The organism is Mammaliicoccus sp. D-M19, assembly GCF_022386695.1.
GTDB lineage: Bacteria > Bacillota > Bacilli > Staphylococcales > Staphylococcaceae > Mammaliicoccus > Mammaliicoccus sciuri.
In genome coordinates, this window is the sequence record NZ_JAJNHW010000001.1 from 292,136 (window position 1) to 316,096 (window position 23,961).

At 32.6% G+C, this 23,961-nt stretch carries 24 protein-coding genes; 5 read left to right on the forward strand and 19 right to left on the reverse strand.

Going from position 1 to position 23,961, the window contains the following annotated elements:
* Positions 1–20: 20 nt before the first annotated feature.
* Positions 21–926, reverse strand: coding sequence for a heme o synthase (gene cyoE, locus LQ675_RS01550; RefSeq protein ID WP_049319430.1), 906 nt, complete (start codon positions 924–926; stop codon positions 21–23).
* 357 nt (positions 927–1,283) lie between these two features.
* Here cyoE and LQ675_RS01555 point away from each other — a divergent pair, with 357 nt between their 5' ends.
* Positions 1,284–2,195 carry a COX15/CtaA family protein gene (locus LQ675_RS01555; RefSeq protein ID WP_048542269.1) on the forward strand — a complete coding sequence of 304 codons (912 nt, stop codon included), beginning with the start codon at positions 1,284–1,286 and terminating at the stop codon, positions 2,193–2,195.
* 51 nt (positions 2,196–2,246) lie between these two features.
* On the opposite strand, the gene LQ675_RS01560 is transcribed toward LQ675_RS01555, so the two are convergent.
* The 3 genes from LQ675_RS01560 to LQ675_RS01570 form a co-directional block, all read right to left on the reverse strand.
* A complete protein-coding gene (locus tag LQ675_RS01560; RefSeq protein ID WP_239726769.1) occupies positions 2,247–5,693 on the reverse strand; it encodes a pyruvate carboxylase in 3,447 nt (1,148 codons plus the stop codon).
* Positions 5,694–5,829: 136 nt separating this feature from the next.
* The gene (locus LQ675_RS01565; RefSeq protein ID WP_048542264.1) at positions 5,830–7,029 is read right to left on the reverse strand and encodes an FtsW/RodA/SpoVE family cell cycle protein; all 1,200 of its coding nucleotides are present in this window, start codon (positions 7,027–7,029) and stop codon (positions 5,830–5,832) included.
* Positions 7,030–7,095: 66 nt separating this feature from the next.
* Positions 7,096–7,371, reverse strand: coding sequence for an Fpa/YlaN family protein (locus tag LQ675_RS01570; protein WP_025904660.1), 276 nt, complete (start codon positions 7,369–7,371; stop codon positions 7,096–7,098).
* 141 nt (positions 7,372–7,512) lie between these two features.
* Between LQ675_RS01570 and LQ675_RS01575 the strand changes: the two genes are divergently transcribed.
* Both LQ675_RS01575 and LQ675_RS01580 read left to right on the forward strand, forming a co-directional pair.
* A complete protein-coding gene (locus LQ675_RS01575) occupies positions 7,513–7,995 on the forward strand; it encodes a hypothetical protein (RefSeq protein ID WP_239726757.1) in 483 nt (160 codons plus the stop codon).
* A 5-nt stretch (positions 7,996–8,000) separates the two neighbouring features.
* Positions 8,001–8,147 (forward strand): DUF2197 domain-containing protein, encoded by a 147-nt coding sequence (locus LQ675_RS01580; protein ID WP_075578086.1) that lies wholly within the window; start codon positions 8,001–8,003, stop codon positions 8,145–8,147.
* Between the two features lie 33 nt (positions 8,148–8,180).
* Here the strand turns inward: LQ675_RS01580 and LQ675_RS01585 are convergent, their stop codons facing one another.
* Positions 8,181–8,519, reverse strand: a complete 339-nt coding sequence (locus LQ675_RS01585) for a YlaH-like family protein (protein WP_037587446.1) — start codon at positions 8,517–8,519, stop codon at positions 8,181–8,183.
* 5 nt (positions 8,520–8,524) lie between these two features.
* On the reverse strand, positions 8,525–10,372 hold the full coding sequence (gene typA, locus LQ675_RS01590; protein WP_048542260.1) for a translational GTPase TypA: 1,848 nt from the start codon (positions 10,370–10,372) through the stop codon (positions 8,525–8,527).
* A gap of 220 nt (positions 10,373–10,592) precedes the next feature.
* On the opposite strand from typA, the gene LQ675_RS01595 reads away from it, so the two are divergent.
* Positions 10,593–10,778 (forward strand): DUF5325 family protein, encoded by a 186-nt coding sequence (locus LQ675_RS01595; protein ID WP_048542258.1) that lies wholly within the window; start codon positions 10,593–10,595, stop codon positions 10,776–10,778.
* 221 nt (positions 10,779–10,999) lie between these two features.
* Here LQ675_RS01595 and LQ675_RS01600 read toward each other — a convergent pair whose 3' ends face one another.
* Positions 11,000–11,821 carry an inositol monophosphatase family protein gene (locus tag LQ675_RS01600; protein ID WP_048542257.1) on the reverse strand — a complete coding sequence of 274 codons (822 nt, stop codon included), beginning with the start codon at positions 11,819–11,821 and terminating at the stop codon, positions 11,000–11,002.
* A gap of 104 nt (positions 11,822–11,925) precedes the next feature.
* On the opposite strand from LQ675_RS01600, the gene LQ675_RS01605 reads away from it, so the two are divergent.
* Positions 11,926–12,537, forward strand: coding sequence for a YktB family protein (locus LQ675_RS01605; RefSeq protein WP_037587436.1), 612 nt, complete (start codon positions 11,926–11,928; stop codon positions 12,535–12,537).
* 56 nt (positions 12,538–12,593) lie between these two features.
* Here LQ675_RS01605 and LQ675_RS01610 read toward each other — a convergent pair whose 3' ends face one another.
* The 12 genes from LQ675_RS01610 to pdhA all read right to left on the reverse strand — a co-directional run bounded on the left by LQ675_RS01610 (position 12,594) and on the right by pdhA (position 23,844).
* On the reverse strand, positions 12,594–13,112 hold the full coding sequence (locus LQ675_RS01610; protein ID WP_058611428.1) for a DUF4064 domain-containing protein: 519 nt from the start codon (positions 13,110–13,112) through the stop codon (positions 12,594–12,596).
* Positions 13,113–13,159: 47 nt separating this feature from the next.
* Positions 13,160–14,149 (reverse strand): DUF4064 domain-containing protein, encoded by a 990-nt coding sequence (locus LQ675_RS01615; protein ID WP_158258865.1) that lies wholly within the window; start codon positions 14,147–14,149, stop codon positions 13,160–13,162.
* A gap of 81 nt (positions 14,150–14,230) precedes the next feature.
* Positions 14,231–15,304 carry an ABC transporter substrate-binding protein gene (locus LQ675_RS01620; RefSeq protein WP_107601794.1) on the reverse strand — a complete coding sequence of 358 codons (1,074 nt, stop codon included), beginning with the start codon at positions 15,302–15,304 and terminating at the stop codon, positions 14,231–14,233.
* Positions 15,301–16,113, reverse strand: a complete 813-nt coding sequence (locus LQ675_RS01625) for an ABC transporter permease (RefSeq protein WP_049319340.1) — start codon at positions 16,111–16,113, stop codon at positions 15,301–15,303. Before LQ675_RS01625 ends, LQ675_RS01620 begins: the two co-directional genes overlap by 4 nt.
* Position 16,114: 1 nt before the next feature.
* Positions 16,115–16,918 carry an ABC transporter permease gene (locus tag LQ675_RS01630; RefSeq protein WP_088592420.1) on the reverse strand — a complete coding sequence of 268 codons (804 nt, stop codon included), beginning with the start codon at positions 16,916–16,918 and terminating at the stop codon, positions 16,115–16,117.
* Positions 16,911–18,008 (reverse strand): ABC transporter ATP-binding protein, encoded by a 1,098-nt coding sequence (locus LQ675_RS01635; protein WP_048542244.1) that lies wholly within the window; start codon positions 18,006–18,008, stop codon positions 16,911–16,913. Before LQ675_RS01635 ends, LQ675_RS01630 begins: the two co-directional genes overlap by 8 nt.
* A 10-nt stretch (positions 18,009–18,018) precedes the next feature.
* Positions 18,019–18,561, reverse strand: coding sequence for a helix-turn-helix domain-containing protein (locus LQ675_RS01640; protein ID WP_048542242.1), 543 nt, complete (start codon positions 18,559–18,561; stop codon positions 18,019–18,021).
* Positions 18,562–18,675: 114 nt separating this feature from the next.
* Positions 18,676–18,948 carry a UPF0223 family protein gene (locus LQ675_RS01645; protein ID WP_048542241.1) on the reverse strand — a complete coding sequence of 91 codons (273 nt, stop codon included), beginning with the start codon at positions 18,946–18,948 and terminating at the stop codon, positions 18,676–18,678.
* A gap of 64 nt (positions 18,949–19,012) precedes the next feature.
* Positions 19,013–20,419 (reverse strand): dihydrolipoyl dehydrogenase, encoded by a 1,407-nt coding sequence (gene lpdA / locus LQ675_RS01650; RefSeq protein ID WP_048542237.1) that lies wholly within the window; start codon positions 20,417–20,419, stop codon positions 19,013–19,015.
* Between the two features lie 2 nt (positions 20,420–20,421).
* On the reverse strand, positions 20,422–21,708 hold the full coding sequence (locus LQ675_RS01655; RefSeq protein ID WP_049319345.1) for a dihydrolipoamide acetyltransferase family protein: 1,287 nt from the start codon (positions 21,706–21,708) through the stop codon (positions 20,422–20,424).
* Between the two features lie 42 nt (positions 21,709–21,750).
* Positions 21,751–22,728: an alpha-ketoacid dehydrogenase subunit beta gene (locus LQ675_RS01660; protein ID WP_048542233.1), complete on the reverse strand. Its 978-nt coding sequence runs from the start codon at positions 22,726–22,728 to the stop codon at positions 21,751–21,753.
* A gap of 3 nt (positions 22,729–22,731) precedes the next feature.
* Positions 22,732–23,844 carry a pyruvate dehydrogenase (acetyl-transferring) E1 component subunit alpha gene (gene pdhA / locus LQ675_RS01665; protein WP_048542229.1) on the reverse strand — a complete coding sequence of 371 codons (1,113 nt, stop codon included), beginning with the start codon at positions 23,842–23,844 and terminating at the stop codon, positions 22,732–22,734.
* Positions 23,845–23,961 lie beyond the last annotated feature (117 nt).

A 23,961-nucleotide genomic window follows, 5' to 3' on the forward strand; every position in this document is an offset into this window, starting at 1 on the left:
ATGCATTCATTCATAATTAATTATATTAATTGTATAACAGTTACGATAACTGTCATGACAAAGAAAATAACAAGATAATTTAAAGAAAAAACAAACATACTCGTAGCCCATTTTGATTTGTTTATTTCTTTTTTAAATCCATATAAAGCTAATAACATCCATGCTAAATTGAGCAGTGTTGCAATAACAACGAACACTGTACCAAGTTGTGTCATTAAGAACGGTATCGGTAATAAAAGAACTACCCAAAACAACATACTTAAACGCGTTCTATTAAAGCTTTTGACTGACGGTAACATTGGTATATTAGCTAAGGTATATTCATCTTTACGACGATAAGCTAAAGCATAAAAATGAGCAGGTTGCCATGCAAATAACACTAAGAATAGTGTCCATGCTAATGGGCTTAATGATGGATCAATACTCGCCCAACCAATTAACGGCGGTATTGCACCTGGAAAACTTCCTACAACTGTATTCCAAACAGTATGTCTTTTTGACCATATTGAGTAAAGTACAACATATCCAAATATACCAAGTAATCCAATTATGCCAGTTGGAATATTTATCATGAATAATAAAATTTCACCCACAACCATTAATCCGAAACTTAATTGAATTAAGTGGCGATTACTAATACGTCCATTTACTGTAGGTCTCTTTTGTTTAGAAGGCATGATAGAATCGATATCTTGGTCATAATAATTGTTTATAGCACATGCTCCGCCCATAATAAGGGTTGATCCTACCATCATTAATAGAACAACCGGTAAACTGTGGAAGAAGTTAAATCCACCAAATACTATTGCAAGCCACGCACCCGCAAATGTTGGGATCAGATTTCCTTGAACAAGACCCATTTTAATGATGGCTTTAATTTCATACAAAGTGAGACGTCCAGTTTCAATTTCTTTCTCAGAAGTCACACTATATTGATTTTGTTGCAATTTTGTCCCTCCTTCCATTATCTTTCACATATAACTCAATGATATATGAAAATTGTCACATAATCTATACATTTTTGAAACAAAATTTTGACATTTTATTACTTATCGTTTGTTCGCATAAAAAGTCATTATTGTGTAACATTTACAATGCACATTCATTGTTATACTATAGATATTAGTGTTTAAATTAGAATCGTATTAAAGTAAGAATAATTGTTAATGCGTTGTTCTCTTAAATTCTATCATATTTTGACATATAAATAAGGTTTATTTTAGAATAAAACTCATTTTATAGTACTATAAATATCAATTTTAATTTTACTTGAGGTGTTCGAATTGTTTAGTGATAAATTTTTAAAATGGCTATCAACTATAGCGACAATTGTGATGCTCTTTGTCCAATTAGGTGGCGCTTTAGTTACTAAGACTGGGTCTGCTGATGGTTGTGGAAACTCTTGGCCATTATGTCATGGCTCTGTTATACCTGCAGATTGGCCAGTAGAAACGATTATAGAATTAGCCCATAGAGGCGTATCTGGATTAGCACTTATTCTTGTTTGCCTACTTACTTATATAAGTTGGGTCAAACTTGGACATATTAGAGAAGTTAAACCACTTTGTATTACAAGCATTGCATTTATCTTTGCTCAAGCTTTAATTGGTGCAGCAGCTGTAATTTGGCAACAAAATAGTTTTATTTTATCTCTACATTTCGGAATATCACTCATTAGCTTCGCATCAGTTTTATTATTAACATTAATTATTTATGAAGTTGATCAAAAATTCGAAGCTACAAGCTTAATAATAGATAAACACTTAAAGTTCCACACTTATGCTGTTACATTATTTATATATTTTGTGATTTATTCAGGCGCACTTGTAAGACATGCAGATGCAAGTTTAGCATGTTTAAGTTGGCCATTATGTAGAAACGGTGAAGTCGGATTACCTCAAAACTTTTATGAATGGGTTCAAATGTCTCATAGAACTTTAGCATTCATTATATTTATTTGGATATTATATATTTTCATTCATGCATTCAAAAATTATACACAATACCGTGTAATTAAATACGGTTGGACATTAGCTTTTATACTTGTTTGTTTACAAGTAACGACAGGTGCTTTATCAGTTATTACACGTGTTAACTTATTTATCGCACTCTTCCATGCATTATTTATAACAATGTTATTTGGATTGTTATGTTACTTCATCATGCTAATATCACGTTCTAAACATCGAAGTTAACATTCAAAAAGCCGCTGGAATCATTTGATGATTTCAGCGGCTTTTATTTTATTATGCTTTATCGATTGTAATAATTAAATCTTGTGTTTGAATACTGTCACCAGCTGAAACGTAAATATTGCTTACCGTTCCATCAAATGGTGCTTGTATTGTTGTTTCCATTTTCATTGCTTCAGTAATGATAAGTGCATCACCTTGTTTCACTTCATCACCTTGTTTCACTTTCACTTCTGAAATTGTACCAGGCATTTGAGCACCAATATGAGATTCATTACTTAAGTCTGCTTTTTGTAATACTGCCTCAGATACTTTAACATACTCATCTTTAACGTATACTTTTCTAGGCTGACCATTCAGCTCATAGTAAACCCAACGATGACCATCTTCGTATACATGACCGATAGAAAGTAATTTAACGATTAAGATCTTACCTTTATCAATTGTTATTTCAACCGTTTCATTCTTCTTCATACCGAATAAGAATGTAGGTGTATCTAACAATGATAAGTTTCCGAAACTTTCATATGTCTTAATATATTGTTCGTAAACTTTAGGATAAATGGCATAACTGATTAAGTCTTGTTCCGTTACTTCCTCTTGTTGTTTAGCTTGTAGTTCTTCACGCAATGCATCAAAATCAACAGGCTCTAATAATTCTCCTGGTCGTTTTTCAATTGGTTGTTGCCCTTTTAAGATGACTTTTTGTAATTCTTTATTAAAGCCATTTACTGGTTGGCCAATTTCGCCTTTAAAGAATGAGACAACTGATTCAGGGAAATCTAGTGAACGTCCACGTTTAATGACACTTTCTTCATCTAAATCATTTTGAACCATGTATAATGCCATATCCCCAACTACTTTAGAAGAAGGTGTAACTTTTACGATATCACCAAATAATAAGTTAACACGTTTATACATGTCTTTAACTTCATTAAACCTTCCACCTAATCCTAAACTTTTAGCTTGTTGGCCTAAGTTAGAATACTGTCCACCTGGCATCTCATGTTGGTAAATTTCAGTATGTGGAGAACGAATATCACTTTCAAAATCAGAATAATAGTTTCTAACTGTATCCCAATATTGAGATAATCTTTCAAGACCATCAATATTTGTTCTAACATCTCTTTCATTTCCACTTAATGCATAGTATAAAGAGTTAGCTGAAGGTTGTGATGTTGTACCACTCATACTTGCTACTGCAGTATCAATCACATCGACACCTGCTCTAATCGCACTTTGATAAACAAGTAATCCGTTACCACTCGTATCATGAGTATGTAAATGGATTGGAATATCAATTTGTGTCTTCAATTCACTAATTAATTCATAAGCTGCTTTAGGTTTTAACAAACCAGCCATATCTTTAATGCCAAGAATATGTACACCTTCACGTTGTAATTCTTTAGCTAGATTAATGTAATACTCTAAAGTATATACGTTAGATCTTTCAGGATTTAAGATATCGCCTGTATAGCAAATTGCACCTTCAGAGATTTTACCTGATTTTTGTACCGCTTCATTTGCGACTTTCATTTGATCTAACCAGTTTAATGAATCGAATATTCTAAACACATCGATTCCAGCTTCAGCACTTTCTTTAACAAATTTTTCAATCACATTATCAGGATAGTTTTTATATCCAACTGCATTTGATGCTCTTAATAACATTTGGAATAACACATTTGGAATTTTTTTACGTAAGCGTGTTAAACGTTCCCATGGATTTTCTTTTAAGAAGTTATATGCCACATCAAATGTTGCACCACCCCACATTTCTAAAGAAAATGCGTCATTTAAATATTTAGCTGTTTCAGGTGCGATTTGTAACATGTCGTATGTTCTCATACGAGTAGCTAATAATGATTGATGTGCATCTCTAAACGTCGTATCCGTCAATAGTACTTCTTCTTGTTCTTTTAACCATTTACTTACGCCTTCAGGTCCATGTTGTTCTAGAATTTGTTTCGTACCTGATAATGATGCAATTTCTTCATTAGATACTTCTTCTAATTTGAACTTTTCAAAGTGTGGTTTTTCTCGTTTTTCAACACCAGGGAATCCATTTACCGAAATATTCCCGATATATTGTAACGTCTTTGTACCTCTATCTCTAGTCGGTGTAATATCAAAAAGCTCTGGGTTGTTCTCTAAAAATTTAGTTGTATATGTACCCTTTGCGAACTTCTCGTGATTTACCACATTATACAAGAATGGAATATTAGTTTTAATACCTCTTATTCTCATTTCTTTAAGCGAACGTAGCATTTTTTCAGTCGCTTGTCTTAATGACATAGCATGTGTTGAAACTTTCACTAATAATGAATCGTAATAAGGTGAAATTTCTGCACCTTCGAATCCATCACCAGCATCCAGTCTTACACCAAAGCCACCACTTGAACGGTAAGCAATAATTTTACCTGTATCTGGCATGAAGTCATTTAAAGGATCTTCAGTTGTGATACGACTTTGAATTGCAAAACCTAAAGTAGTAATATCTTCTTGTTGAGGCATTTCAATTTTGTTACCAAATAATGATTCACCTTCTGCAACTAAAATTTGTGTCTTAACAATATCGATACCTGTTACCATTTCAGTAATTGTATGTTCAACTTGTACACGTGGATTAACTTCAATAAAGTAGAATTCGTCACCAGATACTAAGAACTCAACCGTACCTGCATTGACATATCCAATTTTCTTCATTAAGTCTAATGCAACATTACAAATACGATGTCTTAATTCATCACCTAATGAAACAGATGGTGCAACTTCTACAACTTTTTGATGTCTACGTTGTACTGAGCAATCTCTTTCATATAAATGAACTAAGTTTCCATGCTCATCACCTATGATTTGAACTTCAATATGTTTTGGTTGATCTATGTATTTTTCGACATAAACTTCACTATTACCAAAAGATTTTCCCGCTTCTGATTTAGCTCTTTGATATGCATCTTCTAATTCACTCGCATTATTTACAATACGCATACCTTTACCACCACCACCAGAAATAGCTTTGATGATAACTGGGAAACCGTGTTCTTTAGTAAATGCTTCTACTTCCTCAAATGATTCAACCGCGCCATCAGTTCCTGGAATAACTGGAACATCTGCAGCTATAGCTGTCGCTCTTGCTTTTACCTTATCCCCAAACATGTCTAAATGTTTAAGTTCTGGTCCGATAAATTTAATGCCTTCTTCAGCACATCTCTTAGCGAATGTTTCATTTTCACTTAAAAAGCCATAGCCCGGATGAATCGCATCGACGCCTGCTTTTTTTGCAACTTTTATAATTGCTTCTATATTTAAATAACTTTCAGTTGGTCCAAGGTTTTCATCTACTAAATAAGACTCATCTGCTTTATATCTATGCAATGCGCCTAAGTCTTCATTAGAATAAATTGCTACCGTTTCAATATCTAACTCTGTAGCTGCTCTAAAAATTCTGATTGCAATTTCGCCTCGGTTGGCTACTAATAATTTGTTTATTTTGCTCATATTTGGAGGCTCCCCTCAATGTATTTGAATTTTCTAAAAACAATATATTAGTCCATTATATAAAAATTGCGGATTATATTCTACTATAATCCGCAGTTTTTATATAATTTATTAATTTGATTGATTAAATATGCATTTACCTCGTGCTTTGACGACTCTCAATTCTTATTTGTTTAGCCGTTAATAATAGTATACCTGTCGCGATACTTAAGCTTAACATAGAAGATCCTCCAAATGTCATAAACGGCAATGGAACACCTGTTAAAGGAATTGTTCCTGAAATACCAGCTAAATTGACAAAAGTTTGAATACCAATATAGCTTGAAATACCGACACACACTAATTTAAAGAAATATGAATCCGTAAGTGCTGCATATAAGAAACCTTTATATACAATGAAGCCAAGTAATCCTATTATAAATAACACGCCAACTAAGCCTAATTCTTCAGCAATAACTGCAAAGATAAAGTCTGTATGCGGCTCAGGTAAATAACCTAATTTCATAATACCATTACCTAACCCTTTACCAAAGAGTCCACCATTACCGATTGCTAATAATGAATTAGCTAAGTGATATCCAATACCACTTTCGTAGTTGAAAGGATTTTCAAGTACATGAAATCGGTCTGCTTGGTGTTGTGACAGAATGCCTCCTTTAAACACTATACTAAAGATAATCAGTAATACAACACCTGCAAATATTGGTCCAGACCATTTTATAATGGCTTTAATACCAATACCTGAATACGCAAATATACATAATACGATCATACATAGTATCAACGCTTGACCAGTATCATTTTGTAATAAGACTAATCCAATACAAGTACCGATTAAGAATAAAGGCATCATCAGTGCAAGTTTAAATTGTTTAAGTCGATTTCGCCTTTTATCAATAATGAAAGATAAGTATAAAATCATTGCAACTTTCAATATTTCCGATGCTTGTAAGTTCATAAATCCTAAGTTAATCCAACTTTTTGCACCATTAATCGTCGTACCAACAAGTAACGTTAACACGAGCAAACCAAATATTGTGAATATGACAATTTGTTGTACTCTTTTATTCTTTAAAATGTTGATGTGCATAAAATACGACATAAAAAATACAATAAAAAATCCAACTATACAATATAGTAGCTGCCTCACAAAAAAGTAAGTTCCCGATACTGGAATACCACCTGTTAAAGTACCTTTTGTAGCAGCAACCATACTTGCACTGTATACCATCACTAAGCCAATGAATGATAAAATGATATAAGTAATTAACAATGTAAAATCTATGTATTTTGAGTAATTCTTAATGTACTGGAAAAACCTCTTAATATATTCCATCGACTCATTCCAATTCTAAAAAAATAAGTCTAAAGAAAGATTTCTCCTCTCTAGACTTTGTATAATTTAAGCATTTGTGAAAGCATCATGCAATTTAGATAGTTCCTTTTCTAAACTTGCCATAAGTGTCTGACCCTTTTCTCTATCAACAAGTCCAATTTGTACTGCAAAATCTACTTCCTTTTGAAGACCAAACATTTGCGTATCTAAAACTTCCTCATATAAAGGACATTGTGGCATTGTTAAGTTGTCCATTTGTACCTTTATTAACTGAAGGATTTTTTCAGAATCGTTATATAATTGGTCATATGCCCTTTGACAAATTTCTGAATCGTAATGCATGACATACTCCCCCTTAATCTTTTTAAGTTTCTATACTTATAAAATTTTAGCCTACAAATCTGAAAATTGCAAGCGAAAACAGAAGGTTATTAATTACAAATATGTTAAAATTGAATTGTGAGATTGATAGGAGTGAAAAAATTGATACAAATTAAAGGAAATACGAAGTTTAATATTACGTTAGATGCAACAACATGGATTTTTGATGATCGCAAAGTAAAAATTGAAGATTTAGAGCAAGGTATCTTTAATGGCGAAAAGCCAATTGAATTTGAAAATAATGTTGCATGGAACCGTGCAATCCTTGAAGGGGCTACAAATCCTCCAACATTAAATAGTGAAACAACTTATAAAAGACGTTCATTTTTAAAAGATACTTATGTCATAAATGCGATGCCTTTTATCAAAAATGCAGAACCAAATGAAAGCGCTACAAAAGCAGTCTTAAAAAATGATCAAGATTCAATTGAGATTCCAATTGAACAATGGCCATATTTATTTTTCCAATTCTCTAAAGAAGGAAAAATGATATATAAAGATGGTAAAATCGACGCTTTTACTTATGATCAAGAAAATGGTTACCAAAATAAATTCAGTTATGTTTCTGACATAGAGGTTGTTTAACCATGATTATGAAAGTGAAATGCATTATTTGTGATTCTGTCGTTAATTTAGATTCTAAATCTAAAGAAGCAAAAAGATTAAGAAATCACCCAATCCGTACGTTTATGTGCGATGATTGTAAAGCAAGACTTGATAAACCTAAATCAGAATAAAATAAAAAAGGCAGCTCTCATGAGCCGCCTTTTTTATTGTTGTTTACCGCTACTTCGTTCTTTATGAAGTCTGTAACGATATAGACCTAAAACAATTGCTGCAATTATTAAACTTTCTCCTACTGGCAAGAATACCGCTAGAAATGTTAATAATAAACAACCTAAAAACAGTAATATATAGATAATAATGTTTTGCCAAAACTTTAGTTTTCTTGCAAACCCTAAATTATAAACAATCGCACTTAATACAAAAATCGTTAATAATAAAAGCCACATACCAAGCTCTGGGTTCTCATCTACTCTAAATAACTTACCAAAAAATGAAAGCCTTTCTGTTGGATTGACACTTACATTTTTAGCAACTAAGAGCATCTATATCACTCCTCTTCTTGTTCAGCCATTTTTTGTCTCTTCTGAGCTCTTTCTCTTTCTGCTTTATCTAAAATTTTCTTTCTTAAACGAATTGATTCAGGTGTTACTTCAACTAATTCGTCATCATTTAAGTATTCTAACGCTTCTTCAAGAGTTAAAATTCTAGGTTTTTTCATTGTTGTTGTTTGTTCTTTAGTAGCTGAACGGATGTTGTTAGCTGCTTTAACTTTTGTAATGTTAACTGTTAGATCGTTTTCACGAGTGTTTTCACCAACAATCATACCTTCATAAACTTCAGTACCTGGTTCCATGAAGTTTACACCTCTATCTTCTAAGTTCAAGATAGCATAAGTACTTGCTACACCTTTATCGATTGATACAAGAACACCATTTCTTCTTCCACCAATACGTCCTTTAATTCTTGGACGGTAAGAATCGAATGTATGGTTAATGATACCATAACCGCGAGTCATTGACATGAATTCAGTAGTGTAACCAATTAATCCACGAGCTGGAACGATAAAGATTAATTTAGTTTGTCCATTTTCGTTAGATTGCATATCAACCATTTCACCTTTACGTGATCCTAAAGATTCAATAATTGCACCTGTATATTCATCAGGAACATCAATTTGAACACGTTCATAAGGCTCTGATTTAACGCCATCTATTTCTTTGATAATAACTTGAGGTTTAGAAACTTGTAATTCATAACCTTCACGTCTCATATTTTCAATTAGGATAGATAAATGTAACTCCCCACGTCCTGCTACAACCCATGCATCAGGTGAATCGGTAGGTGTTACACGTAAAGAAACATCCGTTTCTAATTGTGTTTCTAATCTTTCTTCAATCTTACGAGCTGTTACGTAAGTACCTTCTTTACCAGCGAATGGAGAATTATTAACTGAGAATGTCATTTCTAATGTTGGCTCATCAATTCTTAAAATTGGCAAAGCTTCAACATGATCTTGAGGTGTAATTGTTTCACCTACGTTAATATCTTCCATACCACTAATAGCGATTAGGTCACCAGCGTATGCTTCATCAATTTCTATACGATTTAAACCAAAGAAACCAAAGATTTTTGTAACTCTAAAGTTTTTAACGGTACCATCAATCTTAACTAATGATACTTGTTGTCCAACTTTAATTGTCCCTCTGAATACACGCCCTACACCAATACGTCCAACATAATCATTATAATCTAATAATGCAACTTGGAACTGTAATGGCTCATCTCTATTATCAATAGGTGCTGGTACATATTCTAAAATTGTTTCATATAGACATTGCATGTTTTCGTCTTGTTTATCAGATTCTAAACTAGCAGTACCACTTAATGCAGATGCATATACAACTGGGAATTCAAGTTGCTCATCATTTGCATCTAATTCAATAAATAAATCTAATACTTCATCTACAACTTGTTCTGGTCTTGCAGAAGGTTTATCTATTTTATTAACAACTACTACTGGTTTTAAATTTTGTTCTAATGCTTTTTTAAGTACGAAACGTGTTTGTGGCATCGTTCCTTCATAAGCATCTACTACTAATACAACACCATCAACCATTTTCATAATACGCTCAACTTCTCCTCCGAAGTCAGCATGTCCAGGTGTATCTAGTATATTGATACGGTGATCTTTATAGTCAATTGCCGTATTTTTAGCTAATATCGTAATACCGCGTTCTTTTTCAAGGTCGTTTGAATCCATCGCACGTTCTGCTATATGTTCATTTTCACGAAAAATACCAGATTGCTTTAATAATTCATCTACTAAAGTTGTTTTTCCGTGGTCAACGTGGGCAATAATCGCAATGTTACGTACATTTTCTCTTAAATTAGTCATGCAAAAAATTTTCCTCTCCGATTTAAATTAATCGACATTTATTCGACTTAAATTTATAACTTGATAATTATAACATAAATCGTTTGAAAAATAACTATTATTGAACAGATTTACTCAAATTTCCATATTTTTTATTTGATAGCGTTTTAATCAACAGGTTGATTTTTCTTTAAATGTGAAGCATAATAAAATAATGAAAACGGTTAAAGGATGGATATAAATGAAGAAATCTAAAGCAATATTCGTACTACTTGCTTTAATTGTAACATGTCTCCTTTTAGTGTTTAGCTTTGCATTAGCAGAAGGTTCTATGTTGTTTATGTTATTAGCAGTATTGTTAATCGTTGCAACTATGGGATTTGGTTTTACACTTAAAAAGAAATACCGTGAAAACGGTTGGCTATAAACATCATACGACATCAAATGAAAAGCATATCACTTAACGAAACGTTATCGTGATATGCTTTTTTGTATTAAGGTTAGGTGTATAAAGTTGATGATATTAATTAGGATCTAACTTTCATTATTTCGAATTGTGGTAATTAGATAGACCACTCTTACGGACATTTCTCTGAATTCTGCCTTTATAAAAAAAGGCTTAAACAATAATTGTTTAAGCCTTGCACTCTACTTTCCTTTAAATCTTTCTGTATGAATTTGTTCTAACATTATCTTGTATGGTAAGAAGTATTCATTCAATAATTCTTGGTGAATTTTTTTATTGCCTATTAGTATTGAATTCGCTTCTAATATATTTAAGTGTTCTCCTAATTGGTTTGTTACAACTGCGCCTACTTCTTCAGCAATTATTAAGCCTCCTGCAAAGTCCCATGGATGTAATCGCATTGTTAAATATGCACTTGTATTGCCTTTTGCAACGTTAGCAAAGTCTAATGCTGCTGATCCGTATGCTCTTGTACTTCTTGCTTGATCAACAATTGGCATGTAGATTTTAGCTAATTTTTCTTTTGTTAACCATAATGGATTTGTTGAAATTAAACTGGTCTTCAAATCAGTGTCTTCTAAAGGTTTAAGTTGTTCATTATTTAACCATGCACCTTTACCAGCTATGGCGTGATACATTTTATCGTTCATCACATCATATACAAATCCTGCATATTTTTCACCATCAATAAAAATACCGATTGAAATGGCGAAATTTTCTTGTTGATGTACAAAGTTTAGCGTGCCATCTATTGGGTCAACAATCCATAGGACGCCCTCTGTATTATCAATATCCGTGCCGTGACCTTCTTCTCCTAAAATGCGATGTTCTGGATATGTAGATTTAATTTGATTAAATAATCTTTCTTCTGTTTCTTTATCTATATTTGTCACTAAATCATTAGGGTTTGACTTTGTTTCAATTTGAATATCGTCATCTATTGAATCACGAATAATTTGACCCGCTTCTTGTATTATTTGATAAGCAAATTTGTATATTTCCATGACAAAACCTCCTATGTTATTTTTATATTAGCATTGTTCTTTATATATTCAAAAAAATTTATGATAAAATATTGTTAAGTACCACAGTTATAAGGAGGACAACTATGACTAAGTATACGTTTAAACAAAAAGATTTTAAAGTTTTTAGTGTTGAAGGTTTAGAAAATAGGATGCAAGCACTAGACGAACAAGTAAGACCACAATTACATGCTTTAGGTGAAAGATATACAAAATATTTAACTGAACAAACTGGAGATACATTCCATTACCATGTTGCAAAACATGCAAGAAGAACTGTTAATCCCCCTAAAGATACATGGGTTGCCTTTGCGACTAATCAACGTGGATATAAAATGTTACCACATTTTCAAATTGGCTTATTTGAATCACAATTATTTATAATGTTTGGTGTCATGCATGAAAATAAAAACAAAGGTCAAATGGCTGACTTTTTAAATAAAAACTTTAACTTATTAGAAGACTTACCAAGTGATTATTCATTATGTTTCGATCATTATAATATTGATAAGTCTCCTATTGATTCATTATCTACAGAAGATTTGAAACATCATATTAAAAGACTTAAAGATATTAAAAAAGCTGAGTTCTTTGTAGCACGTACTTTAGATCCTAAGTCTGATGTGTTAAAAACAGATAAATCATTTACTGCATTTTTAGATGAAACATTTGATGAATTAATCAAATTTTATAGTTAATATTTAAAATAACAGCCCTTCAGTATTGAACTGAAGGGCTGTTACTTATATATTGATTAATAAATATATGGATCGTCATCTTTTTTCTTTTTATCTTCTGAATTAAACTGATTTTGTTGATGATTGTTATCGTCTAAATGATTATGATCATTTTGGAAATTCACATCTTCAAATTGATGATTTTTTTCTTTTCTCACTAATAACATAATACCCGCAATAATTAATACAAGGAATGAAATGATGTTAAAGATAAGTATTGAAACAATACCACCAAGTATAGCTGATATACCAGATAAAATTCTCTGTTTTTTAACAAATACTAATGCCACTATCGCTAATACAATACTAATGATTAGAACGATAAGTGCATAATTTGTAAAGCTACTCATAACAGATGACAATTGATCCGAAGATATTTCATTTTGTAACTCTGGATTATTTTGTATTTGTTGCTCAAATTCCATCTTAAATTGAGCAGTGTTTGAAACAGATTTCGTTATAAATGCCAATACAATTCCAATTAATGAAAATACTGCACCTATAACAAGTAATATATATTCTGTTGTTCTTTTCATTTTAACCCTCCTAAAATTTGTCAATTATTATTATCTCAATCTAAATTTTATTTATCAAGTTTATTATCGTTTTTTTCTATATTTTGTTCGTCCTTATTTTTTTCTTCAAAATATTTTTTCTGTTGTTGCATTCTTTTTTCGTAATTATTTCTTCTTTCAATCGTTGCATTAGGTTTTACTTTTTTAGGTTTCTTTTCTTTTTTCAGTTTATCAGGTTGAACTTGATACTCATCTGATTGTGTTGTTTCATAATTGTATGGATCTTCATGTCTTTGACCAATATCCTCTTGCAGATTAATATCTGACTGATTTGCATCATCTAAGTCTTCAACCTTTGTTTCTTCTTGTTGATTTCGTTGTTTTTTATTTTGATGCTTTTTACTACGAGAAAGCACTTCCTCACTATGAGCAGTTTCAGTTTGTTCTACTGAATCAACTTGTGCTGAGCGTTCTTTCTCATGTGATGACTCTTCTACATGTTCTTCTCGATATTGCTTTTTAGGTTCAACTCGTTGACGTTCTCTTGGCTGTGGTTGAATATTTTCTCGTTGATTTTCATAATAAGGTTGTTGTGGTGCCATACCTTGAACTGGTAATATTTTATCTTTTCTTACGAATAATAAAATACATACAATAAAGAAAAATAATGGTACAAGCACAATAAATAATGGAATTGTAATAATTGCTAATAGTAAAAATACAAAAGCCGAAAATATTCTCCATCTCATTAAAACTAAACCAATAAATGAAAATATTAAAACAATAATCAAGTAAATTATAAATAACCAAATACCATTTTGAATATTTAGCGCTACTTCACTAGCAGACATTAATTGTCCATTAGTCGTAATATTAATATTTAGTCTATTAATTAAAGTTTCTAGCCTATTTATATTTTCTGGATTATTTAATACGACAAGTGCAGCAAATAAAGATAAGGCTGTTATGCCCAATAATATAATCCAAGCAAACCAGCCGAGAAATTTTTCTACACCTCTACCAACTGGTTGTCTCACATGTTCTACATATGAATTCATCATGTTTACCTCCTAATAATGAATTGGTTTTAATTATAACAAAAAAAGGGCTTTGTTTCTCACAAAGACCCTTTATATTGACTAATTAAGCGACATTTTAAATTTTAAAAAGGCTTCATTATACGCTCCAATATTTTCTTTTCCTAAATCTTCATAAACTTCAAGTTTATTTCTTACTGAAGAATCAGGGTAGAAACGCTCGTCTTCTCTAACACTCTTATCTAAAAGATTATAAGAAGCTTTATTTGGTGTTGCATATCCAACCCATTCTGCATTTTGTTTTCCATTCTTCTCTTCTAATAAGAAGTTAATAAATTTATGTGCGCCATCAACATTTTGAGCTGTCTTAGGTATAACGATATTATCAAACCATAAGTTTGAACCTTCTTTAGGTACGACAAAATCCAATTTATCATTTTCAGTCATAATATCAGCTGCCATACCACTCCAAACAACGGCTACATCTGATTCGTTCTGAACCATCATTGTATTAATTTCATCACCTACAACACCTCGAACATTAGGTGATAACTTAATTAATTTATCTTGTGCTTTTTTCAGTTTTTGCTTATTCGTTTCATTTAAACTTTCATTCACGCTATTTAATGCAAATCCAATACCTTCTCTTGAACCATCAACGATTAATACATCATCTTTGAGACGTTTATCCCATAGACTATTCCATGTATTAAAATTGATACCTTTTGTTGTTTCAGGATTATACAAAATACCCACTGTTCCCCAAAAATAAGGTACGGAGTATTTATTACCTGGATCAAATGGTAAATTCATAAAATCTTTATCAATATTTTTTAAATTCGGTACTTTTTTATGATCAATCGGTATTAATAACTTTTCTTTTTTCATTTTTTCAACAGTATACTCACTCGGCACAGCAACATCATATGCTGTACCACCGTTTTTAATTTTAGCCATCATCGCTTCATTGGAATCAAACGTTTCGTATACGACTTTAATACCTGTTTGTTTTTCAAATTTTTTCGTCAAATCTGGGTCAATATATTCTCCCCAGTTATATACATAAATGACATTCTTTTTTCCTTTAGAAGGAGGCGGATCAATTAATTTAGTAGATAACATTAACAATGCCCCTACAACAATTGAAATGCCGACTAACTGCATTAATTGTTTCATCTTATAATGCCCCCTCTTTTTTCAAGTCTTTTTTGTTGGCCTCTTTTTAAGAAATAATATCCTAAAATCAGTATCATGACTAAAGCAAATAGCAATGTAGAAATCGCATTGATTTCCATCGTAATACCTTTTCTAGCCATAGAATATACTTCAACAGATAATACGCTAAAGCCACTACCTGTCACAAAGAAGCTCACTGTAAAGTCATCTAACGAGTACGTAAGTGCCATAAAGAATCCACCAATTGCACCCGGTAGAATATGAGGTATCACAACTTTAATAAGTGTTTGCCATGAAGTTGCACCTAAATCTTTAGCTGCATCGATCATTGATGTATTCATATCATAAAGTTTAGGAAGCACTAAAAGCACTACTATTGGTACACAAAATGCTATATGAGAAATTAATACTGACCAGAAACCGAGTCCCATACCTGTATAATGACCAATAACTGTAAATAACAGTAAAAATGACGAACCAATAACAACATCAGAACTTACCATTAAGATATTATTCAACGTTAGTAATCCCACTTTTAATTTTTTATTTCTTAAGTAGTAGATACCTATTGCACCACATATGCCGATTAAAGTAGAGATACTTGCTGCCAACAATGCGATCGCAATGGTGTTCACGATAATCACTAACAAGCGCTTATTTTGAAACACCGATGTATAATGATCAAATGTAAATCCTTTAAAATGCGTCATGTTACCCGCACCATTAAATGAATAAAATATCAAGAAAAAGATAGGCAAGTATAGAAATATAAGTATAAGTGTAAAATAAAGTTTTCCTGTTAATTTCATACTATACCTCCTTATTCTCTGATTTAGATTTCGTAATAATGAGTATCAGAGCCATAGCTAATATTAAGAACACTGCTATCGTAGAACCCATACCATAATTTTGTGTAACTAAAAACTGTTCTTGTATAGCTGTACCTAAGTTAACAACTTTATTACCTGCGATTAAACGCGTAATCATAAATAAAGATAATGCCGGTATAAATGTAATTTGGATACCCGTTTTCACGCCTTCTAATGTTAAAGGCACGATGACATTTTTAAATGTTGTAAAACTATTTGCACCTAAGTCTCTTGAAGCTTGTAATAAATTCTCTGGTATTTCATCCATTGAATTAAAGATTGGTAACAGCATAAAAGGAATATAAATATAAACCGAAACGATGATAAATGCTGTACTTGTAAATAATAATTCTGTTGATGGTACGTGAAATATGCTTAAAATTTTATTTAATAAACCATCATGACTGAGGATACCAATAAAGGCATACGTCTTAAGTAACAAGTTAATCCATGTAGGTAAGATAACGAGTAATAATAATATATCTTTATGTTTAGCATTTCTAAGTGTTAACGCTAATGGATAACTGATTAGCAAACAAAAGAAAGTAATAATTAATGCATACCAAGCTGAACTTAAAGTCATTTCTAAATAACTACTTGTAAAAAAGTTCTGGTAATTCTCGAATGAAAAGTGCCCATGAATATCAAGTAATGATGCATAAAAAATCATAGCAATTGGAACGATAATAAATAATACTATCCATATCATGTAAGGTACGAGTAATAATGATTTTATTTTATGCATGTTCCTCATCCTCATAGCTTTCAATTCGACGATCAAATTCTTCTTCTGTTTCACCTGGCAACATAATATGAATCGCTTCTGAATCAAAATCAAGTCCTACTGTTTCACCGATTGTTGCTTTTTTCGTCGTTTGGATTATCCATTCATTACCTTGTGCATCATAACAACAGATTTCATAATGAACACCTCTAAATAATTGAGAATCTACAACTGCAGAGATACGACCTTCATTCTCCGATTTAATCGTGATATCTTCTGGACGAATCACTACGTCAACTTTAGCATCTTTCTCAAATCCAGCATCTACACATTCATAAGGAATTCCGTACATTTCAACAACATAATCACGTTTCATGACACCTGTAACAATATTAGATTCTCCAATGAAATCTGCTACGAATTTATTGACCGGTTCGTCATATATGTCTACAGGTGTACCACTTTGTTGAATTTTTCCGTCTTTCATAACAAATATGTAATCACTCATTGCTAATGCTTCTTCTTGGTCATGTGTGACAAATATAAACGTAATACCTAATCGTTGTTGCAATTCACGTAATTCATATTGCATTTCTGTTCTTAACTTTAAGTCTAAAGCTGATAATGGCTCATCAAGCAAGATAATTTCAGGTTCATTCGCAATTGCTCTAGCAATTGCGACACGTTGCTTTTGACCACCACTCATTTCAGTGATTTTACGTTGTTCATATCCTTCAAGCTTCACTAATTTTAATGCTTCTTTTACTTTAGTTTGAATATCTTTTTTATTTAACTTTTTTATTTTTAGTCCAAATGCTACATTGTCGTATACATTTAAATGAGGAAATAACGCGTAATCTTGGAACACTGTATTAACTTTCCTATTATTTGCTGGCACTTTGTTTATAATTTTATTATTAAACAAAATATTACCTTTTGTTGGTATTTCAAATCCTGCTATCAATTTTAAAATTGTCGTTTTACCACATCCTGATGGACCTAATAATGTATAAAATTTACCTTCTTCAATTTCAAAACTGACATCATCTAATACTTGCGTGTTGTTAAAGTTCTTTGAAATGCCTTCGAACTTTATGATTGGTTGTTTCATACCTTACCTCCTATAAATACGATTCTGTAGCTACGATTAATACTTCAGCATCTTTGTTAGATTGATTTAAAAACTGATGCGTTTCATGCGCTTTAAAATAAAAACATTCTCCACTTTTAGCAGTATATGTTTGATTCCCTATATTTAAAGTTATGAATCCTTTTTTTACATATGCAAATGTTTCAGAATTTGATGGGCTAAATGCTTTATATTTAGATCCACTTTTTAAAGTGATAATAACAGGTTCCATTTCAAATTCATTTGAATCTGGAACGAGCCATTTGATTTTGTAACCTAAATCATATTCATCATATATCGTGTGTTCTTGTTCAGGATAATGTATACGGGCTTGATACAATTTCTCATTAAAAAACTCACTAGGCTCAACCCCTAATACATCTAAAATATTCAAAAATGTTTCCATAGATGGTGAAGATAAATTTCTTTCTAATTGCGAAATATACCCTTTAGATAAATCTGTACGCTCTCCAAGTTCTTCTTGTGTTAGGTTCTTTTGATACCTTAAATTTTTAAGTTTTTCTCCTATATTCATAAATCCCCCAAGAAAGTGTAATGTTTACTTTTACTAAACATTAAGTTTAGTACCTTTAATAAAATAACAGAAATCATTTTATAGTTCAACACTTTTTTGGGGGATTTTATAATATTATTTAACTGAAATCGTTGTCGCTTCTTTATTCTCTTTTAAAGCTTTAACAACTTTATAGCCATCATAGCCACTCTCATCTTTGAAAGCTTTATAAAAATTATTCTCATCAGATTTACCAGGAATAATTTTCTTAAAGTTTTTATAAGCTTTATCTAATTCTTCTACATTTGCTTCACTTTCATATGCATCTTCTATAAGATTATAAAATGCCATCACTTCAAGAATTTCTTCTTGCGACCAATCCACATCTATTGGATAACTATACTCCATATTTTCTACTCCTTTACAAAAAAAGGCTGGGACATAAATATGTCTCAGCCTTATATTTTTATGATTACATTGTATGGATAGGTGTTCCTAATGCTACTTCTGCAGCTTCCATAGAAATTTCACCTAATGTTGGGTGAGCATGAATTGTTAATGATACGTCTTCAGCAGTCATACCTGTTTCAATTGCTAAACCTAATTCAGCAATGATATCTGAAGCGCCTGTACCAGCAACTTGTGCACCAATTAGAAGACCATTTTCTTTTAAAGCGATAAGTTTAACGAAACCAGCAGTTTCATTTAATGCTAATGCACGACCATTTGCAGCAAATGGGAACTTAGCAGCTTTAATTTCTAAACCTTCTTCTTTAGCGCTAGCTTCAGTGTAACCTACTGTTGCTAATTCTGGTTCAGTGAAACATACTGCCGGAATACCTAAGTAATCTACAGCTGATTTTTCACCAGAAATTGCTTCAGCAGCTACTTTAGCTTCGTAACTTGCTTTATGAGCAAGTGGAGGTCCAGCAACAATATCACCGATTGCATAGATATTGCTGATTGAACTACGGCTTTGTTCGTCAACTTCAACTAAACCACGATCTGACATTTTTAGACCTAATTCTTCAAGACCTAATTCATCAGTATTTGGTCGACGTCCTACTGTAACTAATACATAGTCTGCATCGATTTCTTTTGTTTCTCCGCCAGCTTCATAAGTAACTTTAACGCCGTTGTCAGTTTCTTCAGCTGATTTAGCCATCGCTTCTGTAACGATTTCTACACCTTTAGCTTTAAGACCTTTTTTAACGATTTGAGTCATTTGCTTTTCAAATCCACCTAAAATGTCTTTAGCACCTTCAAGAATTGTTACTTCAGAACCAAAGTTAGCATATGCAGTACCTAGCTCAGAACCAATGTATCCGCCACCTACTACTACTAATTTTTTAGGAACTTCTTGAAGTGCTAATGCACCTGTAGAATCAATGACACGTTTACCAAATTTGAAATTAGGAATTTCAATTGGTCGTGAACCAGTTGCGATAATTGCATTTTTGAAAGTATAAGTTTGAGATGCTTTTTCAGTCATAACTTTTAAGTTATTTTCATCTACAAAGTATGCTTCTCCCTTAACAACATCGATTTTGTTACCTTTCATTAGTCCAGCTACGCCGCCTGTTAATTTTTTAACTACGCCATTTTTGAACTCTTGAACTTTTTCGAAGTTTAATGCTACTTTCTCAGCTACAACACCCATATCTTCTGAATGTTGAGCATTGTGGAAACGGTGTGATGCTGATAATAAAGCTTTAGATGGGATACAACCAACGTTTAAACATACACCACCTAATTCGCCTTTTTCAACGATTGTTACTTTTTGTCCTAATTGTGCTGCACGAATTGCTGCAACATATCCACCAGGACCTGCTCCAATTACAATAGTATCTGTTTCAATAGGAAAATCTCCAACTACCATTTTTACCCCTCCATTAATAATAATTCTGGATTATTTAATAATCTCTTAATATGGTTCATTGCGTTTTGTCCAGTAGCACCATCAATTTGTCTATGGTCGAAACTTAATGATAGTGATAATACAGGTGCAGCAATAATTTCTCCATCTTTAACGATAGGTTTTTGAGCAATACGACCGATACCTAAAATAGCAACTTCAGGATGGTTGATTACTGGTGTAAACCATTGTCCACCTGCTGAACCGATATTACTTATCGTACATGTTGCGCCTTTCATTTCGTTAGCTTGTAGTTTACCATCACGTGCTTTAACAGCTAATTCGTTAATTTCATCAGAAATTTCGAACATTGATTTGTGATCTGCATTTTTGACTACTGGTACTAATAAACCACGATCAGTATCCGCAGCTATACCTATATTATAGTAATGTTTATGAACAATTTCACCATTTTCTTCATCAAATTCAGTATTTAATGCTGGGTATTTCTTAAGTGCGGATACTAATGCTTTAACAACATATGGTAAGAATGTTAATTTAGTACCTTGCTCAGCAGCAACTTCTTTGAATTTTTTACGGTGATCCCATAATTCTTGAACATCAATTTCATCCATTAATGTTACGTGAGGTGCAGTATGCTTAGAGTTAACCATTGCTTTAGCAATTGCCTTACGCATAGCTGGTATTTTCTCACGAGTTTCAGGGAATTCTCCTTCTGGTACTTGTGGAGATTGTACTGCTTGTGTATCTTCAGATGTAGTTTGAGCTTCTTCTTTTGCTGGTTGCTCTGAAGTAGCACCACCATTTAAGTATGCTTCAACGTCTTCTTTTAAGATACGGCCATTTTTACCTGAACCTGAAACAGCTTTAATATTTACATCGTTATCACGAGCAAATTTACGAACTGAAGGCATAGCAATTACACGTTTAGACTCATCAACATTTTCTGATTGAGTTTCAGTAGTTGCTTCTTCTTTAGCTTCTTCAGCTGGTGCTTCTTCTTTAGTTTCTTCTTCATCGTCGTCATGACCTTTGAATTGTAAGCCTTCTGCGTCTGGTGCATCAATTTTAACAATTGTATCACCAACAACAGATACTGTACCTTCTTCAACCATAACTTCTTCAATTTTACCTGCAACAGGTGATGGAATTTCAACGACAGATTTATCATTTTGTACTTCACATAATACATCGTCTTCTTGAATTTCGTCTCCTGCTTTAACAAACCATTTTACAATTTCACCTTCGTGGATACCTTCACCGATATCTGGTAATTTAAATTCGAATGACACGATTTTTTCCTCCTAAATATTAAATCCGTATTTTAATGCGCATTAAAACTCTAATGTTTCTTTAGCTTGCGCTACGATATCTTTTTTGTTTGGTAACCAAACACCTTCTGCTTGTGTGAATGGATAAATAGTGTCAGCAGCTGCTACACGTGCAATAGGAGCTTCTAATGAAAGAACAGCTCTTTCAGAGATTTCAGCTACAACACTTGCGCCAACGCCTGCTTGTTTTTGAGCTTCTTGAACTACGATTACACGGTTTGTTTTTTCTACTGATTTAACAATTGTTTCAACATCTAATGGTTGAACAGTGATTAAGTCAATAACTTCAACTGAATAACCATCTTTTTCTAAATCTTCAGCAGCTTTTAATGATTCTTGAACCATTGCACCATAAGTAATGATTGTTAAATCTGTACCTTCACGTTTAACTTTAGCTTTACCGATTTCTACTTCGTACTCTTCTTCAGGTACCTCTTCACGGAATGAACGGTATAACTTCATGTGTTCTAAATAAACAACTGGGTCATTACTGCGGATTGCAGAAATTAATAGTCCTTTAGCATCGTATGGGTTTGAAGGAATAACAACTTTCAAACCAGGAGATTGTGCTACTAAACCTTCTAAGTTGTCTGCGTGTAATTCTGGTGTATGAACACCACCACCAAATGGCGCACGGATTGTGATTGGAGCCACTTTTGAGTTACCTGAACGGAAACGGTGACGAGCTATTTGACCAGCAATTGAGTCCATAACTTCAAATACGAAACCAAAGAATTGGATTTCCATGACAGGACGGTAACCTTCAAGCGTTAAACCTAAAGCTAGACCACCAATACCTGATTCAGCTAGAGGTGTATCAAATACACGATCTTCACCGAATTCTTTTTGTAAACCTTCTGTTGCACGGAATACACCGCCGTTTACACCAACGTCTTCACCGAATAATAGAACATCTTCGTCTCTTTTTAATTCGTTTTGAAGCGCATTGTTAATCGCTTGAATCATTGTCATTTGTGCCATGACTTATTTCGACTCCTTCTCTTTGTAAATTTCATATTGTTCAGCTAAATTGTGAGGCATTTCTTCATACATGTTTTCCATTAAGTCTGTAACTTTTTGTTTAGGCGTATTATCTGCCTCTTTGATAGCTGTTTTAATTTCTTCTTTAGCTTTTTCCATTACTTCGTTTTCTTTTTCTTCAGACCATAAGTTTTTCGCTTCAAGATATTTTCTGAAACGTACTAATGGATCTTTCTTTTCCCAATCAGAATCTTCATCAGAAGTTCTATAACGAGTTGGATCATCACCAGCCATTGTATGTGGACCGTAACGGTAAGTTAATGTTTCGATTAATGATGGACCTTCACCATTTACTGCACGTTCACGCGCTTGTTTAGTTACTGCATATACTGCTAATGCATCCATTCCATCTACTAATACACCTGGAATACCAACTGCTACTGATTTTTGAGCTAAAGTTTTAGCAGCCGTTTGTTTGTCACGAGGTGTTGAAATCGCATAGTTGTTATTTTGGATAACGAAAATTGCAGGTGCTTTGTAAGCAGAAGCAAAGTTGATACCTTCATAGAAGTCACCTTGTGAAGAACCGCCATCACCAGTGTAAGTAATTGCAACATTTTTCTTACCACGTTTTTTAAGACCTAATGCTACACCAGCTGTTTGGATAAACTGTGCACCAATAATAATTTGTGGACTTAAAGCATTAACACCTTCTGGAAATTGATTTCCAATAAAGTGTCCACGTGAGAATAAGAAAGCTTTTGTTAATGGTAAACCATGCCAAATTAATTGTGGCACATCACGGTAACCAGGTAATACATAGTCTTCTTTCTCTAACGCATAATGTGAAGCTAATTGTGAAGCTTCTTGTCCAGCTGTTGGTGCATAGAAACCTAGACGTCCTTGTCTATTTAATGAAATAGAACGTTGATCAAGAACACGAGTCCAAACCATTCTTTCCATTAATTCAACAAGTTCTTCGTCAGATAAGTCTGGTAACAAGTCACTATTTACGACATTTCCTTCTTCATCTAAAACTTGAACCATTTCAAACTTAGACTCTATTTCATTTAAAGTCGCTACTGCATCGAATTGGGCTTTTTTTCTCGGAGCCATTCAATTCACCATACCTTTCCCTATATTAAATAATCATTTCTTAATCATTCTAACACAAAACTGTTTTACTGTTAAATAAAAAATACTAACATCTTAAAAACCCCACTAATTAAAGGT

Bases quoted from the DNA above. Each gene is read 5' to 3' on its own strand.
- LQ675_RS01635 (WP_048542244.1), bottom strand. From the start codon at position 18,008: ATGAAACAACCAATCATAAAGTTCGAAGGCATTTCAAAGAACTTTAAC.
- LQ675_RS01565 (WP_048542264.1), bottom strand. From the start codon at position 7,029: ATGGAATATATTAAGAGGTTTTTCCAGTACATTAAGAATTACTCAAAA.
- LQ675_RS01585 (WP_037587446.1), bottom strand. From the start codon at position 8,519: ATGCTCTTAGTTGCTAAAAATGTAAGTGTCAATCCAACAGAAAGGCTT.
- LQ675_RS01570 (WP_025904660.1), bottom strand. From the start codon at position 7,371: ATGCATTACGATTCAGAAATTTGTCAAAGGGCATATGACCAATTATAT.
- LQ675_RS01605 (WP_037587436.1), top strand. From the start codon at position 11,926: ATGACTAAGTATACGTTTAAACAAAAAGATTTTAAAGTTTTTAGTGTT.
- LQ675_RS01615 (WP_158258865.1), bottom strand. From the start codon at position 14,149: ATGAATTCATATGTAGAACATGTGAGACAACCAGTTGGTAGAGGTGTA.
- typA (WP_048542260.1), bottom strand. From the start codon at position 10,372: ATGACTAATTTAAGAGAAAATGTACGTAACATTGCGATTATTGCCCAC.
- LQ675_RS01630 (WP_088592420.1), bottom strand. From the start codon at position 16,918: ATGCATAAAATAAAATCATTATTACTCGTACCTTACATGATATGGATA.
- LQ675_RS01600 (WP_048542257.1), bottom strand. From the start codon at position 11,821: ATGGAAATATACAAATTTGCTTATCAAATAATACAAGAAGCGGGTCAA.
- LQ675_RS01620 (WP_107601794.1), bottom strand. From the start codon at position 15,304: ATGAAACAATTAATGCAGTTAGTCGGCATTTCAATTGTTGTAGGGGCA.
- LQ675_RS01595 (WP_048542258.1), top strand. From the start codon at position 10,593: ATGAAGAAATCTAAAGCAATATTCGTACTACTTGCTTTAATTGTAACA.
- LQ675_RS01560 (WP_239726769.1), bottom strand. From the start codon at position 5,693: ATGAGCAAAATAAACAAATTATTAGTAGCCAACCGAGGCGAAATTGCA.
- lpdA (WP_048542237.1), bottom strand. From the start codon at position 20,419: ATGGTAGTTGGAGATTTTCCTATTGAAACAGATACTATTGTAATTGGA.
- LQ675_RS01660 (WP_048542233.1), bottom strand. From the start codon at position 22,728: ATGGCACAAATGACAATGATTCAAGCGATTAACAATGCGCTTCAAAAC.
- LQ675_RS01625 (WP_049319340.1), bottom strand. From the start codon at position 16,113: ATGAAATTAACAGGAAAACTTTATTTTACACTTATACTTATATTTCTA.
- pdhA (WP_048542229.1), bottom strand. From the start codon at position 23,844: ATGGCTCCGAGAAAAAAAGCCCAATTCGATGCAGTAGCGACTTTAAAT.
- LQ675_RS01610 (WP_058611428.1), bottom strand. From the start codon at position 13,112: ATGAAAAGAACAACAGAATATATATTACTTGTTATAGGTGCAGTATTT.
- LQ675_RS01645 (WP_048542241.1), bottom strand. From the start codon at position 18,948: ATGGAGTATAGTTATCCAATAGATGTGGATTGGTCGCAAGAAGAAATT.
- LQ675_RS01640 (WP_048542242.1), bottom strand. From the start codon at position 18,561: ATGAATATAGGAGAAAAACTTAAAAATTTAAGGTATCAAAAGAACCTA.